This window comes from Nitrospirillum pindoramense (genome assembly GCF_007827955.1).
Taxonomy (GTDB): Bacteria; Pseudomonadota; Alphaproteobacteria; order Azospirillales; family Azospirillaceae; genus Nitrospirillum; species Nitrospirillum amazonense_B.
This window is the reverse complement of the sequence record NZ_VITR01000005.1, coordinates 202,396-220,216: the sequence shown is the minus strand read 5'-3', so window position 1 is coordinate 220,216 and position 17,821 is coordinate 202,396. Positions and strand designations below refer to the sequence as shown.

The window sequence follows — 17,821 nt, the reverse complement described above, 5'->3', positions numbered from 1 at the left end:
TTTGAAAGACTTTCCTGGGGTGGCTGGCTGACGGGGCGATGCCACCCCATGTACCTTTTGTGCACAAGCGAGAACAGGGCGACAGACGGGCGGCGAAGATGAGTGCAGGCCATATGAGCGCGGGCCGGGGCGAGGGACGCCTGACAACCCACGTGCTGGACACGATGGCGGGCAAGCCCGGGGCGGGCATATCCCTGGCACTGGACCGTCTGGGCGACGACGGCGCCCGCACCCGCGTGGCACAGGCCCGCACCAACGCCGATGGCCGCTGCGACGCGCCCCTTTTGGCGGGTGCCGACTTGACGGTCGGCCGCTATGAGCTGACCTTCGCGGTCGGCGCCTATTTCAAGGCGTGTGGCGTTGCCCTGACCGATCCGCCCTTCCTGGATGAGGTGCCCATCCGCTTCGCCATCGCGGATGCCGGCCAGCACTACCATGTGCCGCTGCTGATCAGCCCCTACGCCTATTCCACGTATCGGGGCAGTTGAGATGCAGCACCGCCGAACCATCCGCTTCCTGCTGGGCAATGAACTGCGTGAGCTGACCGATCTGGACCCGACGCTCACGGTGCTGGATTGGCTGCGAGGGGCGGAGCGCCGCCTGGGCACCAAGGAGGGCTGCGCCGAGGGGGACTGCGGCGCTTGCACCGTGGTTGTGGGGCGGCTGGTCGATGGGGTGGTCAGGTATGAGGCCATCAACGCCTGCATCCGCTTCCTGGCCACCCTGGACGGCTGCCAACTGCTGACGGTGGAACACCTGAAGCGGCCGGACGGCACCCTGCACCCGGTGCAGCAGGCCATGGTGGATTGCCACGGCTCGCAATGCGGCTTCTGCACCCCCGGCTTCGTCATGTCGCTGTACGCCCTGTACCGGGCGGAGGTTGCCTCCCCGGGGGGCGTGCCGGATGAGCAGCGCATCGACGATGCCCTGGCCGGCAACCTGTGCCGCTGCACCGGCTACGCCCCTATTGTGGCGGCGGCCCAACAACTGCGCGACCGGACGACGGACCATATCGATGAGGCTCTGCCCACCGTGACCCGGGCGCTGGCCGCCCTGGCCGACGACGCGGTGGTGGAGACGGGCCGCGATGGTCGCCGCTTCCTGGCGCCGGCCACGGTGGACCAATTGGCCGATCTGGTACTGGCCAACCCCGAGGCCACCATCGTTTCCGGCGCCACCGACGTGGGCCTGTGGGTGACCAAGCACCAGAAGGTGCTGCCCACCGTGATCTACACCGGCCGGGTGGCCGGCCTGGCGCGTATCACGAACCGGGGCGACGCCCTGGAACTGGGGGCCGGCGTCACCTTCACCGCCGCCAAGGCGGCCTTGGGCGGGCTGCACCCCGACCTGGATGAACTGCTGCGCCGCGTGGGGGCGGAGCAGGTGCGCAACGCCGGCACCATCGGCGGCAACATCGCCAACGGCTCCCCCATCGGGGACACGCCGCCCGCCCTGATCGCCCTGGGCGCCAGCCTGACCTTGCGCCGGGGGACGCAGCGGCGGACGCTGCCGCTGCAGGATTATTTCCTGGCTTACGGGAAGCAGGACCGCCAATCGGGCGAGTTCGTGGAAAGCGTGACGGTGCCCAAGCTGGGCCAGGGTGATTTGTTCGCCGCCTACAAGATCTCCAAGCGCTTCGACCAGGACATCTCCGCCCTCTGCGCCTGTTTCCTGGTGACGCTGGGCGACGACGGCCTGATCACCCGCGCCCGCCTGGCCTATGGCGGCATGGCGGGCACGCCCAAGCGGGCGGCGGCGGCGGAGGCGGCGCTGCTGGGCCGGCCCTGGGACGCGACGGCGGCGCGGGACGCGAAGGCGGCCCTGGCCCAGGATTTCACCCCCCTCAGCGATTGGCGGGCCAGCGCCGCCTATCGCCTGGCCGTGGCGGGGAACCTGTTGCTGAAGTTCCAGGCGGAAAGCGCGCCCGGCGCCCCCGCCACCCGCGTGCTGGTCCAGCGGGCCCAGGCGTTTAAGGCGGGTTGCGATATCGCAAGCCGGGGGGTGTGCAATGCCTGACAAGACCCCCATCGACATCCCCGCCGCCAGCCGCCGTATCGACGGCGCCGTGCATGACAGCCGCCGCCACGAAAGCGCGCACAAGCATGTGAGCGGGGAGGCGCTGTACGTCGACGACATCGCGGAACCTGCCGGCCTGCTGCATGTGCAGTTGGGCCTGGCCAGCCGCGCCCACGCCCGCATCCGGTCGATGGACCTGGAGGCCGTGCGCCGGGCCCCCGGCGTGGTGGCGGTGGTCACCGCCGCTGACATCCCGGGTGACAACGACATCGGCGCCGGCCTGCGCCATGACGAACCGCTGTTCGCCGAGGATGTGGTGCAGTACCACGGCCACCCCCTGTTCGCCGTGGCGGCGGAGACGCGCGACCAGGCCCGCCGCGCGGCGCAACTGGCCAAGGTGGACTATGAGGACCTGCCGGCGGTGCTGGACATCGCGGCGGCACGCGTCACCGGCACCCTGGTCACCGCGCCCATGACCCTGCGCCTGGGCGATGCGGAGGCGGCGCTGAAGGCGGCCCCGCGCACGCTGTCCGGTCGCATCAAGATCGGCGGGCAGGAGCATTTCTACCTGGAAAGCCAGATCGCCATGGCCATCCCGGGGGAGGATGAGGACGTGCTGGTCCACGTCTCCACCCAGCACCCCAGCGAGGTGCAGCACATCGTCGCCCATGTCCTGGACATCCCCGATGGGGCGGTGACGGTGGAGGTGCGGCGCATGGGTGGCGGCTTCGGTGGCAAGGAGACCCAGGCCAACCTGTTCGCCGCCTGCGTCGCCCTGGTGGCCAAGAAGACCGGCCGCGCCGCCAAGCTGCGCCCCGACCGTGATGACGACATCCGCATCACCGGCAAGCGCCATGATTTCGAGGTGGACTATCAGGTCGGCTTTGACGACCAGGGCCGCATCCTGGCCGCCGACATGCTGTTCGCCGCGCGCTGCGGCTTCGCGGCGGACCTGTCGGGCCCGGTGACCGACCGCGCCCTGTTCCATGCCGACAATTGCTATTTCTATGGCAATGCCCGCATGGCGTCGCTGCCGCTGAAGACCAACACCGTGTCCAACACCGCCTTCCGGGGCTTCGGCGGGCCGCAGGGCATGGTGGCCGCCGAACGGGTGGTGGAGGAGGTGGCGTTCGCCACCGGCCTGGACCCGCTGGATGTGCGGAAGGTGAACTTCTACGGCACCACCGACCGCAACGTGACGCCCTATCACCAGACCGTTGAGGACAACATCATCGGCCCCCTGGTCGATGAGCTGGAGGAATGGTCGGACTATCGCGCGCGGCGCCAGGCCATCCGCGCCTTCAACGCCGCCAACCCCTACCTGAAGAAGGGACTGGCCCTGACGCCGGTGAAGTTCGGCATCTCCTTCACCTTCACGCCCTATAACCAGGGCGGGGCGCTGATCCACATCTACACCGATGGTTCCATCCACCTGAACCATGGCGGGACGGAGATGGGGCAGGGCCTGAACACGAAGGTCGCCCAGGTGGTGGCCGATGAGTTCCAGGTGGATATCGGCCGCATCCGCATCACCGCCACCACCACGGGCAAGGTGCCCAATACCTCCGCCACCGCCGCGTCCTCCGGCTCCGACATCAACGGCAAGGCGGCGCAGAACGCCGCCCGCACGCTGAAGGCCCGGCTGGTGGAGTTCGCCGCCGGCCACTGGAACGTTCCCGAGGACGCCGTGGCTTTCACCGCCGAGGGCGTACGGGTGGGTGAGCAGGTGCTGACCTTCAAGGAGGTGGTGAAGGCCGCGTACATGGGCCGCATTTCCCTGTCGGCCACCGGCTATTACAAGACACCCAAGATTCATTGGGACCGGGCCAAGGGCCAGGGCCGCCCCTTCCTCTACTACGCTTATGGCGCGGCGGTGGCGGAGGTGACGGTGGATACCTTGACGGGCGAGTATGTGGTTGACCAGGTGGACATCCTGCATGACTGTGGCGACAGCCTGAACCCGGCCCTGGACAAGGGGCAGGTGGAGGGCGGCTTCATCCAGGGCATGGGCTGGCTGACGACGGAGGAGCTGTGGTGGGACGCCCAGGGCCGCCTGCGCACCCACGCGCCCAGCACCTACAAGATCCCGGCCTGCGGCGACCGCCCGCGCCGCTTCAATGTCCGGCTGGTGCAGAACAGTCCGAATGTGGAGGACACCATCCACCGCTCCAAGGCGGTGGGGGAGCCGCCCTTGATGCTGGGCATCAGCGTCCTGCACGCCCTGTCCGACGCGGTGGCCAGCGTGGCCGACCACAGGATCTGCCCCCGGCTGGACGCGCCGGCCACCCCGGAACGGGTGCTGACCACCATAGAGCGTCTGCGCGCCCAGGCGGCGACGGGTGAGGGGATGGCATGAGCACGGTTCCGTCGCCCCGCATTCCGCTGTCGGCCCCCGGCCCCCTGTCCGCCATCCTGGCCGGTCCGTTGGCCCGGGGCGAGGCGGTGGTCCTGATCACCGTGGCGGAGGCGCGCGGCTCCACCCCGCGCGAGGCTGGCGCCTGCATGGCGATGGGGGCGGACTGGCAGATTGGCACCGTGGGCGGTGGCCGGCTGGAACAGCTGGGCCTGGAAACCGCCCGGCGCATGTTGGTCGAGGATGGGGAGCCCGTGCGCCTGGACGTGCCCCTGGGCCCGGCGGTGGGCCAGTGCTGCGGCGGCCATGTTGTGCTGACGGTGGAGCGGGTCGATGAGACGGTGCTGTACCGTCTGCGCGCGGCGGAGGCCACGGCCCTGGCCGGCCAGCCCTGGCTGATGCTGTTCGGCGCCGGCCATGTCGGCAAGGCGGTGGCCCGCGCCATGGCGCCCCTGCCGCTGCGCCTGGTGTGGGTGGACAGCCGGGCGTCGGAATTCCCGCCCGATCCGCCGGTTGATGCCGATATCCGCGTGGCGACGGAACTGCCCAGCCAGGTGGCGCTGGCGCCGCCTGGTGCGGGCTATCTGATCATGACCCATAATCATGACCTGGACTTCGCCATCACGGCGGAGGCGATACAGCGCACCGACGCCGCCTATGTCGGCCTGATCGGCTCGCATACCAAGCGGCAGCGCTTCTCCCGCTGGTATCAGGCGCAGGGCTATGATCCGGTCCACCTGCGCCGCCTGATCTGCCCCATCGGTGCCGGCCTGTCGGGGGACAAGCGGCCGGAGGTCATCGCGGCCCTCACCGTGGCGGAGGTGCTGACCACCCTGCTGCGCCGGCCGCCGCAGACCACGGTGATGATGGGCGATATCTACGGGGCCATCTAGTGGCGGGCCTTCCCACGGCCGCCGGCGGTGGCCCGCTCTACCTGGACCACCTGGCCAGCACGCCCCTGGATGCGGACGTGCTGGCCGCCATGTTGCCCTGGTTCCAGCCCGACCACGCCGGCAACGCCCAGTCCGCCCACCATGCCCCGGGCCGGGCCGCCGCCCGCGCCATCACCCAGTCCGCCCGCGCCGTGGCCGCGCTGGTGGACGCTCCCGCCGATGCCACCGTGACCTTCACCCCCAGCGCCAGCGAGGCCAACCGGTTGGCCCTCCAGGGCCTGGCGCCGGCCGGCATGCCGGTACTGATCTCGGCCATCGAGCATGACAGCGTGCTGCGGCGGGTGGAGGGGCTGCGGGCCGCCGGGCACACGGTCACCCTGCTGCCGGTGGATGGTCAGGGCGTCCTTCGCCTGGACGCGCTGGAGGCCGCCTTGATCGGGGCGGGCCGCCCGGCCCTGCTGTCGCTCATGGCCGCCAACAATGAGGTCGGCAGCCTGCAGCCCCTGGCGGCGGTGGGGGACCTGTGCCGTCGCCATGGCGCCCTGTGGCACTGCGACGGGGTGCAGCGGGTGGCGACCGGCCCCTTGCCATTGGGCGGCAGGGATCGTTCCGGACCCGATATGATCACCCTGTCGGCGCACAAGCTCTATGGGCCCCAGGGCGTGGGCGCCCTGGTGGCGCGGGCGGGCCTGGCGCCGGCCCGGCCCTGGCCCTGGGGCACGCCGCCCACCGCCTTGATCGTGGGCTTTGCCGAGGCGGCGCGGCTGGCCCTGCGCCGGCGCGATGATGACCGCGCCCATCTGTCGGCGCTGACGGCGCGGCTGTGGGCGGGGTTGAGCGCCGTCCTCCCCGGTATTCGGCGCAATGGGCCCGCCGATGGCCTGCCCGGCTGCCTCAACGTTACCCTGCCAGGCGTGGACGCCGCCGACCTGCTGCTGGACCTGCCCGACCTGGCGCTGTCCACCGGCTCCGCCTGCCGGTCAGCCAGCGGCCAGCCCTCGCACGTCTTGACCGCCCTGGGCCTGGACGCGACCGCCGCCTTCGGCAGCCTGCGCTTTGGCTTGGGCCGGGGGACCACCGGGGCGGATGTCGACCAGGCGGTGGCCCGTATCGCCGCGGCACTGCGGACGCGCTAAGATCGACGGGCGCGGAACGGGAGGCGTCCATGACTGAACACGATGCCGTCATCACCTGGCTTCTGGGCGTGGACCCGGCCATCCGCTGGCAGGTGATGCGCGACCTGCTGGATCTGCCGGAGGCGGATTGGGGGCGGGAGCGGGCCAGGGTGGAAACCGACGGCTGGGGCGCCCGCTTGCTGGCCTGCCAGGACCCGGATGGGCAGTGGGCCGGCGGCGCCTTCTTCCCCGCCGACTTCACCCCCGACGAATGGCACCGCAGCGGCCAGCCGTGGACTGCCACCGCCTTCGCCCTAGACCAGTTGCGCGAGTTCGGCCTGGACCCCAGGTCCGACCGGGCCCGGCGCACCGTGGCCTTGGTCGGTGCCCATTCCCGTTGGGACGAGGGCGGCCAGCCCTACTGGCAGGGGGAGGTGGAGGAGTGCATCAATGGCCGCACCGTGGCCAACGGCGCCTATTTCGGCGCTGATGTCGCCGCCCTGGTCGACCGCCTGGTGGACGACCGCCAGCCGGACGGCGGCTGGAACTGTGAGCGCGCCGCCGGCTCCCCCTGTTCCTCTTTCGCCAGCACCCTCAATGTGCTGGAAGGCCTGCTGGAGTATGAGCGCGCCACCGGCGGCACCGACCGCTCCCGCGACGCGCGACGGACGGGGGAGGACTACCTGCTGACCCGCCACCTGTTCCGCCGCCTGACGACGGGGGAACCGGCCGACCCGCAGTTCCTGGACCTGCTGCACCCCAACCGCTGGCGCTATGACATCCTGCGCGCCCTGGACTATTTCCGCGCCGCCGGCCAACTCACCGGCGCCCGGCCCGACCGGCGCCTGGCTGAGGCCATCGCCCACCTGCGGTCCCGCCGCCAGCCGGACGGCACCTGGCGGCTGGACTGGGACTTGCGCGGACGGGTGTGGTTCAAGGTCAATGACGGGCCCGGCCAGCCATCGCCCTGGATTACCCTGCGGGCGCTGCGGGTGCTGAAATGGTGGGGCGGCAATTCCGCCTGACCGGGCGCGACGCCCCGTTTGGCTTTCCCATGATTTTTGAAGCTGTTGCCGATACGCGGACCCTGGCGCGCCGCCGCCGGCACCCGTAGCGTTGTGCGGTTGCGAGACAAAAAGCGGGCGGCGGGGCGATGGCGTTCATTTTCTGGGAATGGATCAACGGGATGGCGCGCTGGCTGCACGTCGTGGCGGCGGTGGCCTGGATCGGATCCTCCTTCTACTTCATGGCCTTGGACGCCAGCCTGCGCAAGCGGGCCCACCTGCCCGAGGGCGTGCAGGGAGAGGCTTGGCAGGTCCACGGCGGCGGCTTCTACAACATGGTGAAGTACCTGGTGGCGCCCGGCCAGATGCCGGCCGAGCTGACCTGGTTCAAGTGGGAGGCGTACACCACCTGGCTCAGCGGCTTTTTCCTGCTGTGCGTCCTTTATTACCGGGGCGCCGACCTGCTGCTGATCGACCAGTCAGTCATGGCCCTGACGCAAGGGCAGGCCATAGGCCTCAGCGTCGCCCTGCTGGCCGCCGGCTGGATCGTCTATGACCTGCTGTGCCGGTCGCCCTTGGGCAAGCACAACGGCGCGCTGGCGGCGGTGGGCTTCGTCTTCCTGGTGGCGGCTTGCTGGGGCACAACGCACGTTTTCAGCCCGCGCGGCGCCCTGCTGCAGATGGGGGCGCTGATCGGCACCATGATGGTGGCCAATGTCTTCCTGCTGATCATCCCCAACCAGCGCAAGGTGGTCGCCACCTTGCTGGCCGGCGGCACGCCGGACCCGTCCCTGGGCAAGGCCGCGAAGCAGCGGTCCATGCACAACAACTACCTGACCCTGCCGGTCGTCTTCCTCATGATCGGCAACCATTATCCGCTGACCTACGCCACCCGCTACAACTGGGTGATCTTCGCCCTGATCCTGGTGGTGGGCGCCAGCGTCCGCCACTTCTTCAACATCAAGCACACGGGCAAGCCGGCGCCGTGGTGGGCCTGGGGCGTGGCCGCCGCCGGCATCGTCGCGGCCGCGTGGCTCAGCGCCCAGGGCTCCGCCGATGGCGGCCCGGCGGTGGGGGCGGCCTCCGCCACGCCCGTCACCTTCGCCCAGGCGCAGGAGGTGGTGATGAACCGGTGCAGCATGTGCCACACGGCGGCCCCGGCCTGGGACGGCATCAGCGCCCCGCCGCATGGCGTCATCCTTGACAATCCGGGCGATATCCTGCGCCATGCCGACGACATCCGGCGCCAGGCCGCGCTCAGCAGCGCCATGCCGCCCGGCAATGTCACCCTGATCACGCCGGAGGAACGGGCCATCCTGGCTGCCTGGTCCGCCGGTGCGGCATCGCCTCACATGGCATCCGCAAGCGTCCCGTAACCTGGATATTCGTCATGGCGTTCACCCCCGGCACCACCGCCCTGCGCGGCCGGCTTCTGACCTTCCTGCGCGCGCCCCAGGGGCCGGGCGACCGCGACAGCTATCAATACATCGCCGACGGGCTGGTGCTGGTGAAGGATGGCCGCATCGCCGCAGTGGGGGCGGCGGCGGACTTGCTGCCCACCCTGCCGGCCGGAATGGGGGTGGACCATTACCCCGACGGCCTGATCCTGCCGGGCTTCATCGACACCCACATCCACTTTCCCCAGACCCAGGTCATCGCCTCCTACGGGGCGCAGTTGATGGAGTGGCTGGAGAAGTACACCTTCATCGAGGAACAGCGGTACGCCGACCACGCGCACGCCAGCCGCAACGCCCGCTTTTTCCTGGATGAGCTGGCGCGCAACGGCACGACCTCGGCCGTGGTCTACGGCAGCGTCCACCCCGGCTCGGTCAAGGCCCTGTTCACCGAGGCGGAGGCGCGCGGCGTGGGCCTGGTGGCGGGCAAGGTCATGATGGACCGCCACGCCCCCACCGCCCTGACCGACACCGCCCAGACCAGCTATGAGCATTCCAAGGCGCTGATCGGCGCCTGGCATGGCGTGGGCCGCCAGCGCTACGCCGTCACCCCGCGCTTCGCCATCACCTCCACGCCGGCACAGCTGGAGGCGGCGGGCGCCCTGCTGCGTGAGCATCCCGGCGTCTACCTGCAGACCCACTTGTCGGAGAACCATGAGGAAATCCGCCAGGTGGCGGGCTTGTATCCGGAGGCCACGGACTACCTGGACGTCTACGACCGTTTCGGCCTGCTGGGCGACCGCTCCCTCTTCGGCCACTGCATCCATCTGAGCGAGCGGGAAATGGCGCGGATGCATGAGACGGCGTCCATCGCCGTCTTCTGCCCCACTAGCAACCTGTTCATCGGCAGCGGCCTGTTCGACCGCGCCGCCCTGGAGAACCCGGCCCGGCCGGTGCGCCTGGGCCTGGCCACCGACGTGGGCGGCGGCACCAGCTATTCCCTGCTGCGCACGGCGGGGGAGGGGTACAAGGTGTTGCAGTTGCGCGGGCAAAGCTGGCCGGCCCTGGCCGCCTTCGACCTCATGACCCGGGGCAACGCTGCCGCATTGGGCCTGACCGGGGAGATCGGCCAGATCGCCCCCGGCCGCTATGCCGACCTGGTGGTGCTGGACCCCTCATCAACCCCCGCCATGGCCTACCGGCGCGAGGCCATCCAGGGCGACCTGGAAGAGGAGCTGTTCCTGCTGATGACCCTGGGCGACGACCGCGCCGTGCGCGCGACCTATATCCAGGGCCAGCGGGTGCATGTGCGGGATTAGCGTGGTGCCGGGCATCCAACTGTGCGAGGATGTGTACATCTGAATACAAGCCGCTGTTTTAAGGAAAAGGCCATGTCCAACAGCACGACGTTGACTGTCAGGCTGAAACCAGAGGTCAAGGATCAACTGGCCCTGTTGTCGGCCCAGACCAACCGGACGCGATCCTATTTGGCGGCGGAGGCCATTGCCGGCTACGTCGAGCGGGAAATCGCTTTGGTGGAAGGTATCCAGCGCGGCCTTGCCGATATCGAGGCGGGCCGTCTGGTGCCGCATGATGAGGCGATGAATGAACTGGATGCCGCCATTGAGGATGTGGCGCGGGGCCGGGTGTGAAGCGCTCCGTCATCTGGTCGCGCGATGCGTTGGATGAGTTGATCGGTATCGCGCGGCATATCGCCAAGGACAATCCCGATGCGGCCCGCAAAGTGGCTGCGGTCATTCGCGCGACGGGGGCCGCCTTGGGCCAGCGTGCCCTAGGACGGAAAGGGCGGGTCTCCGGCACCTACGAGAAGGTGGTGGCGGACCTTCCGTACATTATTGCCTACACGTTCATTACCCGGCCAACGGGGGGCGAAGCCCTGGTGATCTTGCGGATCGTGCATATGGCCCGCGACTGGTCACCGGAGACGTGGCCGTCGAACTGAGAGCGTCTTAGATTAGGCCCAGGCTTTGCGACAAAGTCCGGGCAACGGAATCCGGGCCGTTCCTGGCATGAGCATGGCATTTGGGGGATGGGGTGATGGCCCTGCTGGAGAACATGCAGGTCTTCGTGCGCGTGGTGGACCTGGGAAGCCTGTCGGCGGCCGGCCGGAACCTGCGCATGTCGCCGGCCCTGGTCAGCCATCGCATCCAGCAGCTCGAGGCGCATCTGGGCGCCCGCCTGCTGAACCGCACCACGCGACAGCTGCAGGCCACCGAAACCGGCCAGATCTTCTACCAGCATTGCCTGGAGGTGCTGGAGGCGGTGGAGCGGGCGCACAGCAGCATTGCTGCTGAGGGCGGCGCGCCGTCCGGCAGCGTGCGGGTGACGGCGCCCCTGGGCTTCGGCCGGCGCGTGCTGGGGCCCCTGGTGCCGGAATTTCGCGCCGCCAACCCCATGGTGGATGTGCGCCTGCGCCTATCGGACCATCTGCTGGACCTGCTGCGCGAGTCCGTGGACATGGCCATCCGCATGGCCACGCTGAAGGACAGCAGCTTCGTCGTGCGCAAGATCGCCGACCTGCGCCGGGTGCTGGTGGCGGCGCCGGAGTATCTGGCGGCCCGTGGCCGGCCGCAGGCGCCGTCCGATCTGCTGGAGCATGACTGCCTGCTGCTGCGCTTTCCCGGCACGCAGCAATATCGCTGGACCTTGACCACTCCGGCCAAGGGGGATGGGGCCAAGGGCGAGGCCAAGTCCACCAAGCTGTCCATCGCCGGCCCCATGGACGCCGATGACGGCGACGTGCTGACCCGCTGGGCCGTGGATGGCCACGGCATCGCCCTGAAACCCCTGTGGGAGGTGGCGGAGGAGGTGAAATCCGGCGCGCTGGAAATCGTCATGCCCGACCATCCGCCCGAGCCGGTGCAACTGGCCATCGTCTATCCGCATCGCGCCCTGCTGCCGGCCAAGGTGCAGTCCCTGTCCGATTTCCTGGTGCCCCGCGTGCGTGGCCTGCTGGCCGCCAGCCACCCGGACGCCGTGTTGTGAGGGGGAGCTGGCCGGTACGTCAAATGACGTATGGGGCCTGCCCATCTTTTAAGCGCACATCGACAGGCGCCCAATTTATGGGCGATGATCATGATCCGCAGGGGCGGTCGTGCCAGGTTGACCCTATGGTCACCTGCTGGCACAGCCGTTGCGAACCGCCGGCGGGGAAACAGTGGGATGGCCTGGGAATGACGCGGGATGGGAAGGCGCCGGCGGGGAACGGGGGCTGTCATGCCTGACGCCGCGTCCCATCTCGCGGTCCTGCCGCCGGCCAGCCGTCTGCAGCGCCTGGAAGGCCGTGTCGTCCTGGGTGTGAAGGCGGACGCCGATGGGGTCACGCGCCTGGACCGTCTCTACCAATCCGGCTCCGCCCGCCTGCGTCTGCCCAAGGGGCCTGGGCTGGAGGGTGTGCTGATCAACACCGGCGGCGGCCTGACCGGGGGTGACCTGATGGAGACGGAGGTGGTCGTGGCTGCCGGCGCCCGCGCCACCGTCACCACGCAAGCGGCCGAGAAGGTCTACCGCGCCAGCGCGGGTGAGGCGCTGGTGCTGAACCGCCTGGCTGTGGCCGGCCGGCTGGACTGGCTGCCGCAGGAAACCATCCTGTTCGATGGCGCCCGGCTGTGCCGCCGGCTGGAGGTGGAGATGGCGCCGGACGCCACCCTGCTGGCGGTGGAGGCCACGGTGTTCGGCCGCACCGCCCGGGGCGAGCGGGTGACGCACGGCCTGTTCCGCGATGACTGGCGCATCCGCCGGGGCGGGCGCCTGGTCTATGCTGATGCCGTGCGCCTTGAGGGCGACATTGACGCCCAGCTGGCCTGCGCGACGGTGGCTGGCGGCGGCCGGGCGGTGGCGTCCTGCCTTTATATGGCGGCGGATGCCGAGGCCCGGGTGGAGGCGGCGCGGGACCTGCTGTGCGCCGGGGGCGTCAAGGCCGGGGCCAGCGCCTGGAACGGCCTGCTGGCCCTGCGCCTGGTGGCACCCGATGGTCAAACCCTGCTGCGGGCGCTGGCGCCCCTGATCGAATTCCTGCGCGGGATGCCGGTTCCGCGCGTCTGGCGCTGCTGAGGGAGTATCAAGCCCGTGAACCTGACCCCGCGTGAGAAGGACAAGCTGCTGATCGCCATGGCCGCCATCGTGGCGCGCCGCCGCCTGGAGCGGGGCGTGAAGCTGAACCATCCCGAGGCCATCGCCCTCATCACCGACTTCGTGGTCGAGGGCGCCCGCGACGGCCGCCCGGTGGCGGAGCTGATGGACCAGGGCGCCCATGTGGTGGGCCGCCACCAGGTGATGGAAGGCATCGCCGAGATGATCCCCGATGTGCAGGTGGAGGCGACATTCCCCGATGGGGTGAAGCTGGTCACCGTCCATAACCCCATCCGCTGAGGTGCCGTGATGACGATGATCCCGGGACAAGTCTTCACCGCCGAGGGGGAGATCGAGCTGAACGCCGGCCTGCCCACGGTGACGCTGGACGTGGCCAACACCGGCGACCGGCCCATCCAGGTGGGCAGCCATTTCCATTTCTTCGAAACCAACGCCGGCCTGAGCTTCGACCGTGGCCAGGCCTACGGCCATCGGCTGGACATCCCCGCCGGCACGGCAGTGCGGTTCGAGCCGGGGCAGACCCGCACCGTCACCCTGGTGCCCTATCGCGGTGCCCGGACGGTGTACGGCTTCAACGCCCAGGTCTCAGGTGCACTTAAGGGGGGCAACTGATGGCCATCAAGATCAGCCGCGCCGCGTACGCGGACATGTTCGGCCCCACCGTGGGCGACAGGGTGCGCCTGGCCGACACCGACCTGATCGTGGAGGTGGAGAAGGACCTGACGATTTATGGGGAGGAGGTGAAGTTCGGCGGCGGCAAGGTCATCCGCGACGGCATGGGCCAGTCGCAGGCGACGCGCGCCCAGGGGCCAATGGGGGGCGCCGTCGACACCGTCATCACCAACGCCCTGATCGTCGACCACTGGGGCATCGTCAAGGCCGACGTCGGTCTGCGCGACGGCCGTATCCACCATATCGGCAAGGCTGGCAATCCCGACGTGCAGCCGGGGGTGGACATCATCGTCGGGCCGGGGACGGAGGTCATCGCGGGCGAGGGCAAGATCCTGACCGCCGGCGGCATCGACACCCACATCCACTTCATCTGCCCGCAGCAGATCGAAGAGGCGCTGATGTCCGGCGTCACCACCATGCTGGGCGGTGGCACCGGCCCCGCCACAGGCACCAACGCCACCACCTGCACGCCCGGCCCCTGGCACCTGGCGCGCATGCTGGAGGCGGCGGAGGCCTTCCCCATGAACCTGGCCTTCGCCGGCAAGGGCAACGCGGCGTTGCCGGCGGCGCTGGAGGAACAGGTGCGCGCCGGGGCGGCGGCCCTTAAGCTGCATGAGGACTGGGGCACCACCCCGGCCGCCATCGACACCTGCCTGGATGTGGGCGACCGTTTCGACGTGCAGGTGATGATCCACTCCGACACGCTGAACGAGTCCGGCTTCGTCGAGGACACGATCGCCGCCTTCAAGGGCCGCACCATCCACGCCTACCATACCGAAGGCGCGGGGGGCGGCCACGCGCCGGACATCATCAAGGTCTGTGGTCTTTCCAACGTCATCCCGTCCTCGACCAACCCGACGCGGCCCTACACCCGCAACACGGTGGATGAGCATCTGGACATGCTCATGGTCTGCCATCACCTCGACCCCAACATTCCCGAGGACGTGGCCTTCGCCGAAAGCCGCATCCGGCGCGAGACCATCGCGGCGGAGGATGTGCTGCACGATTTGGGCGCCCTGTCCATCATCTCCTCCGACAGCCAGGCCATGGGCAGGGTGGGCGAGGTGCTGATCCGCACCTGGCAGACGGCGCATAAGATGAAGGTGCAGCGCGGCCGCCTGGCGGAGGAGACGGGGGAGAACGACAACGCGCGGGTGAAGCGCTATATCGCCAAGATCACCATCAACCCCGCCATCGCCCACGGCATGAGCGCGCATGTCGGCTCCATCGCCGCGGGCAAGCTGGCCGATTTGGTGCTGTGGTCGCCCGCCTTCTTCGGGGTGAAGCCGGACCTGGTGCTGAAGATGGGCACCATCGTGGCCGCCCCCATGGGCGACCCTAACGCCAGTATCCCCACGCCGCAGCCCGTGCACTACCGCCCCATGTTCGGCGCCTATGGCCGGGCGGTGCGGCGGTCGGCCGTCACCTTCGTCTCGCAGGCGGCGCTGGACGACGGCTTGGGCCAGCGCCTGGGCCTGGAAAAGACCCTGCTGGCCGTCAGCAACACCCGGGGCGGCATCGGCAAGGCCGCCATGGTCCACAACAACGCCACGCCCCATGTCGAGGTCGATCCGGAAACCTATGAGGTGCGGGTGGATGGCCAGATCGTCACCTGCGAGCCCGCCGACGTGCTGCCGATGGCGCAACGCTATTTCCTGTTCTGAGGGTGTCATCCCGTGACTGATTTACCCAAAGCGCACACCGTCTTGCCCGCCGGCTATTGGGATGCCGCCAAGGCGGTGGGCACCGTGACGCTGGATTTCGACCACCGCTGCCGCCGTCGCCTAAGGCTGGAGCGGGACGGCGGGCCAGATGGGAAGGGGGGCGGCGCCCTCCTGCTGGACCTGCCCAGCCCCCGCCACATCCGCGACGGCGACGGCCTGGTGCTGACCGGCGGTGGCATCGTCGCCGTCAAGGCGGCGCCGGAGGATCTGATGGAGGTGCGGTGCGAGGCCATCGCCGACCTGCTGCGCATGGCCTGGCACATCGGCAACCGCCACATCCCGGCCGAACTGCGCGGTGACCGCCTGCGCATCCGCGCCGACCATGTGCTCGCCGACATGCTGACCGGCCTGGGCGCCATCGTCACGCCCGTCTCCGCCCCCTTCGATCCCGAGGGCGGCGCCTATGGTGACAGCCCGGCCGGTGGTGGGCACGGTCATGGCCGTTCCCATGACCACGACCACCATCATGATCACGATCACGGCCATCACCACCACCACCACCACCATGGGCATGGGCACGGCCATGGCTGAAGCCGTCGCCGACGCCGCCGGCGTCTACCGCCTCATGACTTGGCTGACGGCGTCCTTTCCCGTGGGCGCCTTTTCCTACAGCCATGGCCTGGAATGGGGGGTGGAGGACGGCACCATCCGCACCGTGGATGCGCTGGTGGCATGGGTGGACGACCTGTTGGCCCTGGGCTCCGGCTGGAACGACGCTGTGCTGGCGGCGGCGGCCTGGCGCGCCTCGGCGGCGGGCGATTGGACGGGCCTGGCCGAGGTGGCTGAACTGGCGGCCGCCCTGACGCCCACGGCGGAGCGGCGGCTGGAAAGCCTGTCCCAGGGCCGCGCCTTCGCCGCCGCCATCGCCTCGGCCTGGCCGTGTGAGGCCGTGGACCGGCTGAAGGCGATCGGCGGCGACCTGGCCTACCCCGTGGCGGTGGGTGCGGTGGCGGCCGGCCATGGCCTCAGCCTGCCCGCCACCCTGCTGGGCTATCTGCACGGCTTCGTCGGCAACCTGGTGTCGGCGGCCCTGCGCCTGGTGCCCTTGGGCCAGACGGATGGCCAGCGGGCGCTGGCGCGGCTGGAACCGCGGGTGCTGGCCACCGCGGCCCGTGCGGCCCTCAGCACCCTGGATGATCTGGGCGGGGCGGCCTGGGTGGCCGACATCGCCTCCATGAACCACGAGACGCAATACACGAGGTTGTTCCGCTCATGAGCACGTCCACGTCTTCACCCCATGGGCCCCTGCGGGTGGGCATCGGCGGCCCCGTCGGCTCCGGCAAGACCGCGTTGATGGAGGCGCTGTGCAAGCGGTTCCGCGACATCTACAACATCGTCGCCATCACCAACGACATCTATACCAAGGAAGACGCCCTGATCCTGACGCGCGTCGGCGCCCTGGAGCCCGACCGCATCCTGGGGGTGGAGACGGGCGGCTGCCCCCACACCGCCATCCGTGAGGACGCGTCCATCAACCTGGCGGCCGTGGACCAGATGAACGCCAAGTTCCCGGGCCTGGACATCATCCTGATCGAATCCGGCGGCGACAACCTGGCCGCCACCTTCAGCCCGGAACTGGCCGACATCACCATCTACGTCATCGACGTGGCGGCGGGGGAGAAGATCCCGCGCAAGGGCGGCCCCGGCATCACCCGGTCCGACCTGCTGGTCATCAACAAGATCGACCTGGCCCCCCTGGTGGGCGCCAGCCTGGAGGTGATGGACAGCGACACCAAGCGCATGCGGGGCGACCGCCCCTACGTCTTCACCAACCTGAAGACGGCGCAGGGCCTGGACGTCGTCACCCGCTTCATCGAACGCGCCGGCGGCTTGGCCGCCTAATGGATAAGGGGCGGCCTGGCCGCCTGAGCTTCATAGACATCGAACAGGGAAACCCGACCATGATGCACCGCCGCCTGTTGATCGCCCTGAGCGCCGCCGCCGCTTTCGCCCCCGCCGTGGCGATGGCCCACCCCGGCATGCCCGGCCACACCCATGGCTTTACCGATGGCTTCGCCCACCCCTTCGGCGGGCTGGACCACCTGGCCGCCATGACCGCCGTGGGCCTTTGGGCGGGGCAGCAAGGCGGCCGGGCCGTCTGGCTGTGGCCCCTGGCCTTCCTGGCGCTGCTGGTGGCCGGCGCCATCGCCGGGGCCAACGGTTTGGCCCTGCCCGGGGTGGAATGGGGCATCGTCCTGTCGGTGGCCGCCCTGGGCTGGCTGACCGCCTTCGGCGCCCGCTTGCCCCTGGCCGCGGGCGCTGCCCTGATCGGCGCCTTCGCCCTCTGCCACGGCGCCGCCCATGGGGCGGAGATGCCGGCGGATGCCGATGGCCTGGCCTATGGCCTTGGCTTCGTCACCGCCTCCGCCACCTTGCACCTGGCCGGCGTCGCCCTGTCCCGCCTGGCGGAGCGCGCCGGCTTGGCCTTGGCCCCCCGTCTGGCCGGCCTGGGCCTGGCCGCCATGGCGCCGCTGTTGCTGGCGGTGTGAGGGTCAGCAGGAGAGATAGTTAACAAGCTGACAACCGACCATACGGCG

General features: G+C 69.7%; 19 protein-coding genes. All 19 read left to right on the top strand.

Going from position 1 to position 17,821, the window contains the following annotated elements; translation table 11 throughout:
- Positions 1–113 precede the first annotated feature (113 nt).
- A complete protein-coding gene (gene uraH, locus FBZ90_RS10090) occupies positions 114–488 on the top strand; it encodes a hydroxyisourate hydrolase (protein ID WP_145731638.1) in 375 nt (124 codons plus the stop codon).
- Between the two features lies 1 nt (position 489).
- Positions 490–2,016: a xanthine dehydrogenase small subunit gene (xdhA, locus tag FBZ90_RS10085; protein WP_145731635.1), complete on the top strand. Its 1,527-nt coding sequence runs from the start codon at positions 490–492 to the stop codon at positions 2,014–2,016.
- The gene (gene xdhB / locus FBZ90_RS10080; RefSeq protein WP_145731633.1) at positions 2,009–4,372 is read left to right on the top strand and encodes a xanthine dehydrogenase molybdopterin binding subunit; all 2,364 of its coding nucleotides are present in this window, start codon (positions 2,009–2,011) and stop codon (positions 4,370–4,372) included. Before xdhA ends, xdhB begins: the two co-directional genes overlap by 8 nt.
- The gene (gene xdhC / locus FBZ90_RS10075; protein WP_145731631.1) at positions 4,369–5,262 is read left to right on the top strand and encodes a xanthine dehydrogenase accessory protein XdhC; all 894 of its coding nucleotides are present in this window, start codon (positions 4,369–4,371) and stop codon (positions 5,260–5,262) included. The genes xdhB and xdhC overlap by 4 nt, the downstream gene beginning before the upstream one ends.
- The gene (locus FBZ90_RS10070; RefSeq protein ID WP_246130259.1) at positions 5,262–6,398 is read left to right on the top strand and encodes a cysteine desulfurase family protein; all 1,137 of its coding nucleotides are present in this window, start codon (positions 5,262–5,264) and stop codon (positions 6,396–6,398) included. The genes xdhC and FBZ90_RS10070 overlap by 1 nt, the downstream gene beginning before the upstream one ends.
- Positions 6,399–6,427: 29 nt before the next feature.
- On the top strand, positions 6,428–7,402 hold the full coding sequence (locus FBZ90_RS10065) for a squalene cyclase (RefSeq protein WP_145731629.1): 975 nt from the start codon (positions 6,428–6,430) through the stop codon (positions 7,400–7,402).
- A 128-nt stretch (positions 7,403–7,530) separates the two neighbouring features.
- Positions 7,531–8,757 carry a urate hydroxylase PuuD gene (locus FBZ90_RS10060; RefSeq protein ID WP_145731627.1) on the top strand — a complete coding sequence of 409 codons (1,227 nt, stop codon included), beginning with the start codon at positions 7,531–7,533 and terminating at the stop codon, positions 8,755–8,757.
- A 14-nt stretch (positions 8,758–8,771) separates the two neighbouring features.
- Complete coding sequence (guaD, locus tag FBZ90_RS10055) at positions 8,772–10,094, top strand: guanine deaminase (protein ID WP_145731625.1); 1,323 nt, start codon at positions 8,772–8,774, stop codon at positions 10,092–10,094.
- Positions 10,095–10,166: 72 nt separating this feature from the next.
- Entirely contained in the window at positions 10,167–10,427 is a 261-nt protein-coding gene (locus FBZ90_RS10050) for a CopG family ribbon-helix-helix protein (protein WP_145731623.1), read from the top strand.
- Positions 10,424–10,738, top strand: coding sequence for a type II toxin-antitoxin system RelE/ParE family toxin (locus FBZ90_RS10045; protein WP_145731621.1), 315 nt, complete (start codon positions 10,424–10,426; stop codon positions 10,736–10,738). Before FBZ90_RS10050 ends, FBZ90_RS10045 begins: the two co-directional genes overlap by 4 nt.
- A gap of 95 nt (positions 10,739–10,833) precedes the next feature.
- A complete protein-coding gene (locus FBZ90_RS10040) occupies positions 10,834–11,781 on the top strand; it encodes a LysR family transcriptional regulator (RefSeq protein WP_145731619.1) in 948 nt (315 codons plus the stop codon).
- Positions 11,782–12,012: 231 nt separating this feature from the next.
- On the top strand, positions 12,013–12,849 hold the full coding sequence (locus FBZ90_RS10035) for an urease accessory protein UreD (RefSeq protein ID WP_145731617.1): 837 nt from the start codon (positions 12,013–12,015) through the stop codon (positions 12,847–12,849).
- A 15-nt stretch (positions 12,850–12,864) separates the two neighbouring features.
- The gene (locus tag FBZ90_RS10030; RefSeq protein WP_145731615.1) at positions 12,865–13,167 is read left to right on the top strand and encodes an urease subunit gamma; all 303 of its coding nucleotides are present in this window, start codon (positions 12,865–12,867) and stop codon (positions 13,165–13,167) included.
- Positions 13,168–13,182: 15 nt separating this feature from the next.
- The gene (locus FBZ90_RS10025) at positions 13,183–13,500 is read left to right on the top strand and encodes an urease subunit beta (protein ID WP_145731964.1); all 318 of its coding nucleotides are present in this window, start codon (positions 13,183–13,185) and stop codon (positions 13,498–13,500) included.
- Positions 13,500–15,224 carry an urease subunit alpha gene (ureC, locus tag FBZ90_RS10020; protein WP_145731613.1) on the top strand — a complete coding sequence of 575 codons (1,725 nt, stop codon included), beginning with the start codon at positions 13,500–13,502 and terminating at the stop codon, positions 15,222–15,224. Before FBZ90_RS10025 ends, ureC begins: the two co-directional genes overlap by 1 nt.
- Positions 15,225–15,236: 12 nt before the next feature.
- Entirely contained in the window at positions 15,237–15,815 is a 579-nt protein-coding gene (locus tag FBZ90_RS10015) for an urease accessory protein UreE (protein ID WP_186455710.1), read from the top strand.
- Positions 15,733–16,500 (top strand): urease accessory protein UreF, encoded by a 768-nt coding sequence (locus FBZ90_RS10010; RefSeq protein ID WP_246130258.1) that lies wholly within the window; start codon positions 15,733–15,735, stop codon positions 16,498–16,500. The genes FBZ90_RS10015 and FBZ90_RS10010 overlap by 83 nt, the downstream gene beginning before the upstream one ends.
- Complete coding sequence (gene ureG / locus FBZ90_RS10005) at positions 16,497–17,126, top strand: urease accessory protein UreG (protein ID WP_145731610.1); 630 nt, start codon at positions 16,497–16,499, stop codon at positions 17,124–17,126. The genes FBZ90_RS10010 and ureG overlap by 4 nt, the downstream gene beginning before the upstream one ends.
- A gap of 59 nt (positions 17,127–17,185) precedes the next feature.
- Positions 17,186–17,773: a HupE/UreJ family protein gene (locus FBZ90_RS10000; protein WP_246130257.1), complete on the top strand. Its 588-nt coding sequence runs from the start codon at positions 17,186–17,188 to the stop codon at positions 17,771–17,773.
- Positions 17,774–17,821 lie beyond the last annotated feature (48 nt).

Coding starts and splice junctions, on each gene's coding strand:
- FBZ90_RS10040 (WP_145731619.1), top strand. CDS start 10,834: ATGGCCCTGCTGGAGAACATGCAGGTCTTCGTGCGCGTGGTGGACCTG.
- FBZ90_RS10000 (WP_246130257.1), top strand. CDS start 17,186: ATGATGCACCGCCGCCTGTTGATCGCCCTGAGCGCCGCCGCCGCTTTC.
- xdhA (WP_145731635.1), top strand. CDS start 490: ATGCAGCACCGCCGAACCATCCGCTTCCTGCTGGGCAATGAACTGCGT.
- FBZ90_RS10065 (WP_145731629.1), top strand. CDS start 6,428: ATGACTGAACACGATGCCGTCATCACCTGGCTTCTGGGCGTGGACCCG.
- FBZ90_RS10050 (WP_145731623.1), top strand. CDS start 10,167: ATGTCCAACAGCACGACGTTGACTGTCAGGCTGAAACCAGAGGTCAAG.
- ureC (WP_145731613.1), top strand. CDS start 13,500: ATGGCCATCAAGATCAGCCGCGCCGCGTACGCGGACATGTTCGGCCCC.
- xdhC (WP_145731631.1), top strand. CDS start 4,369: ATGAGCACGGTTCCGTCGCCCCGCATTCCGCTGTCGGCCCCCGGCCCC.
- guaD (WP_145731625.1), top strand. CDS start 8,772: ATGGCGTTCACCCCCGGCACCACCGCCCTGCGCGGCCGGCTTCTGACC.
- FBZ90_RS10025 (WP_145731964.1), top strand. CDS start 13,183: ATGATCCCGGGACAAGTCTTCACCGCCGAGGGGGAGATCGAGCTGAAC.
- FBZ90_RS10010 (WP_246130258.1), top strand. CDS start 15,733: ATGACCACGACCACCATCATGATCACGATCACGGCCATCACCACCACC.
- xdhB (WP_145731633.1), top strand. CDS start 2,009: ATGCCTGACAAGACCCCCATCGACATCCCCGCCGCCAGCCGCCGTATC.
- FBZ90_RS10060 (WP_145731627.1), top strand. CDS start 7,531: ATGGCGTTCATTTTCTGGGAATGGATCAACGGGATGGCGCGCTGGCTG.
- ureG (WP_145731610.1), top strand. CDS start 16,497: ATGAGCACGTCCACGTCTTCACCCCATGGGCCCCTGCGGGTGGGCATC.
- uraH (WP_145731638.1), top strand. CDS start 114: ATGAGCGCGGGCCGGGGCGAGGGACGCCTGACAACCCACGTGCTGGAC.
- FBZ90_RS10035 (WP_145731617.1), top strand. CDS start 12,013: ATGCCTGACGCCGCGTCCCATCTCGCGGTCCTGCCGCCGGCCAGCCGT.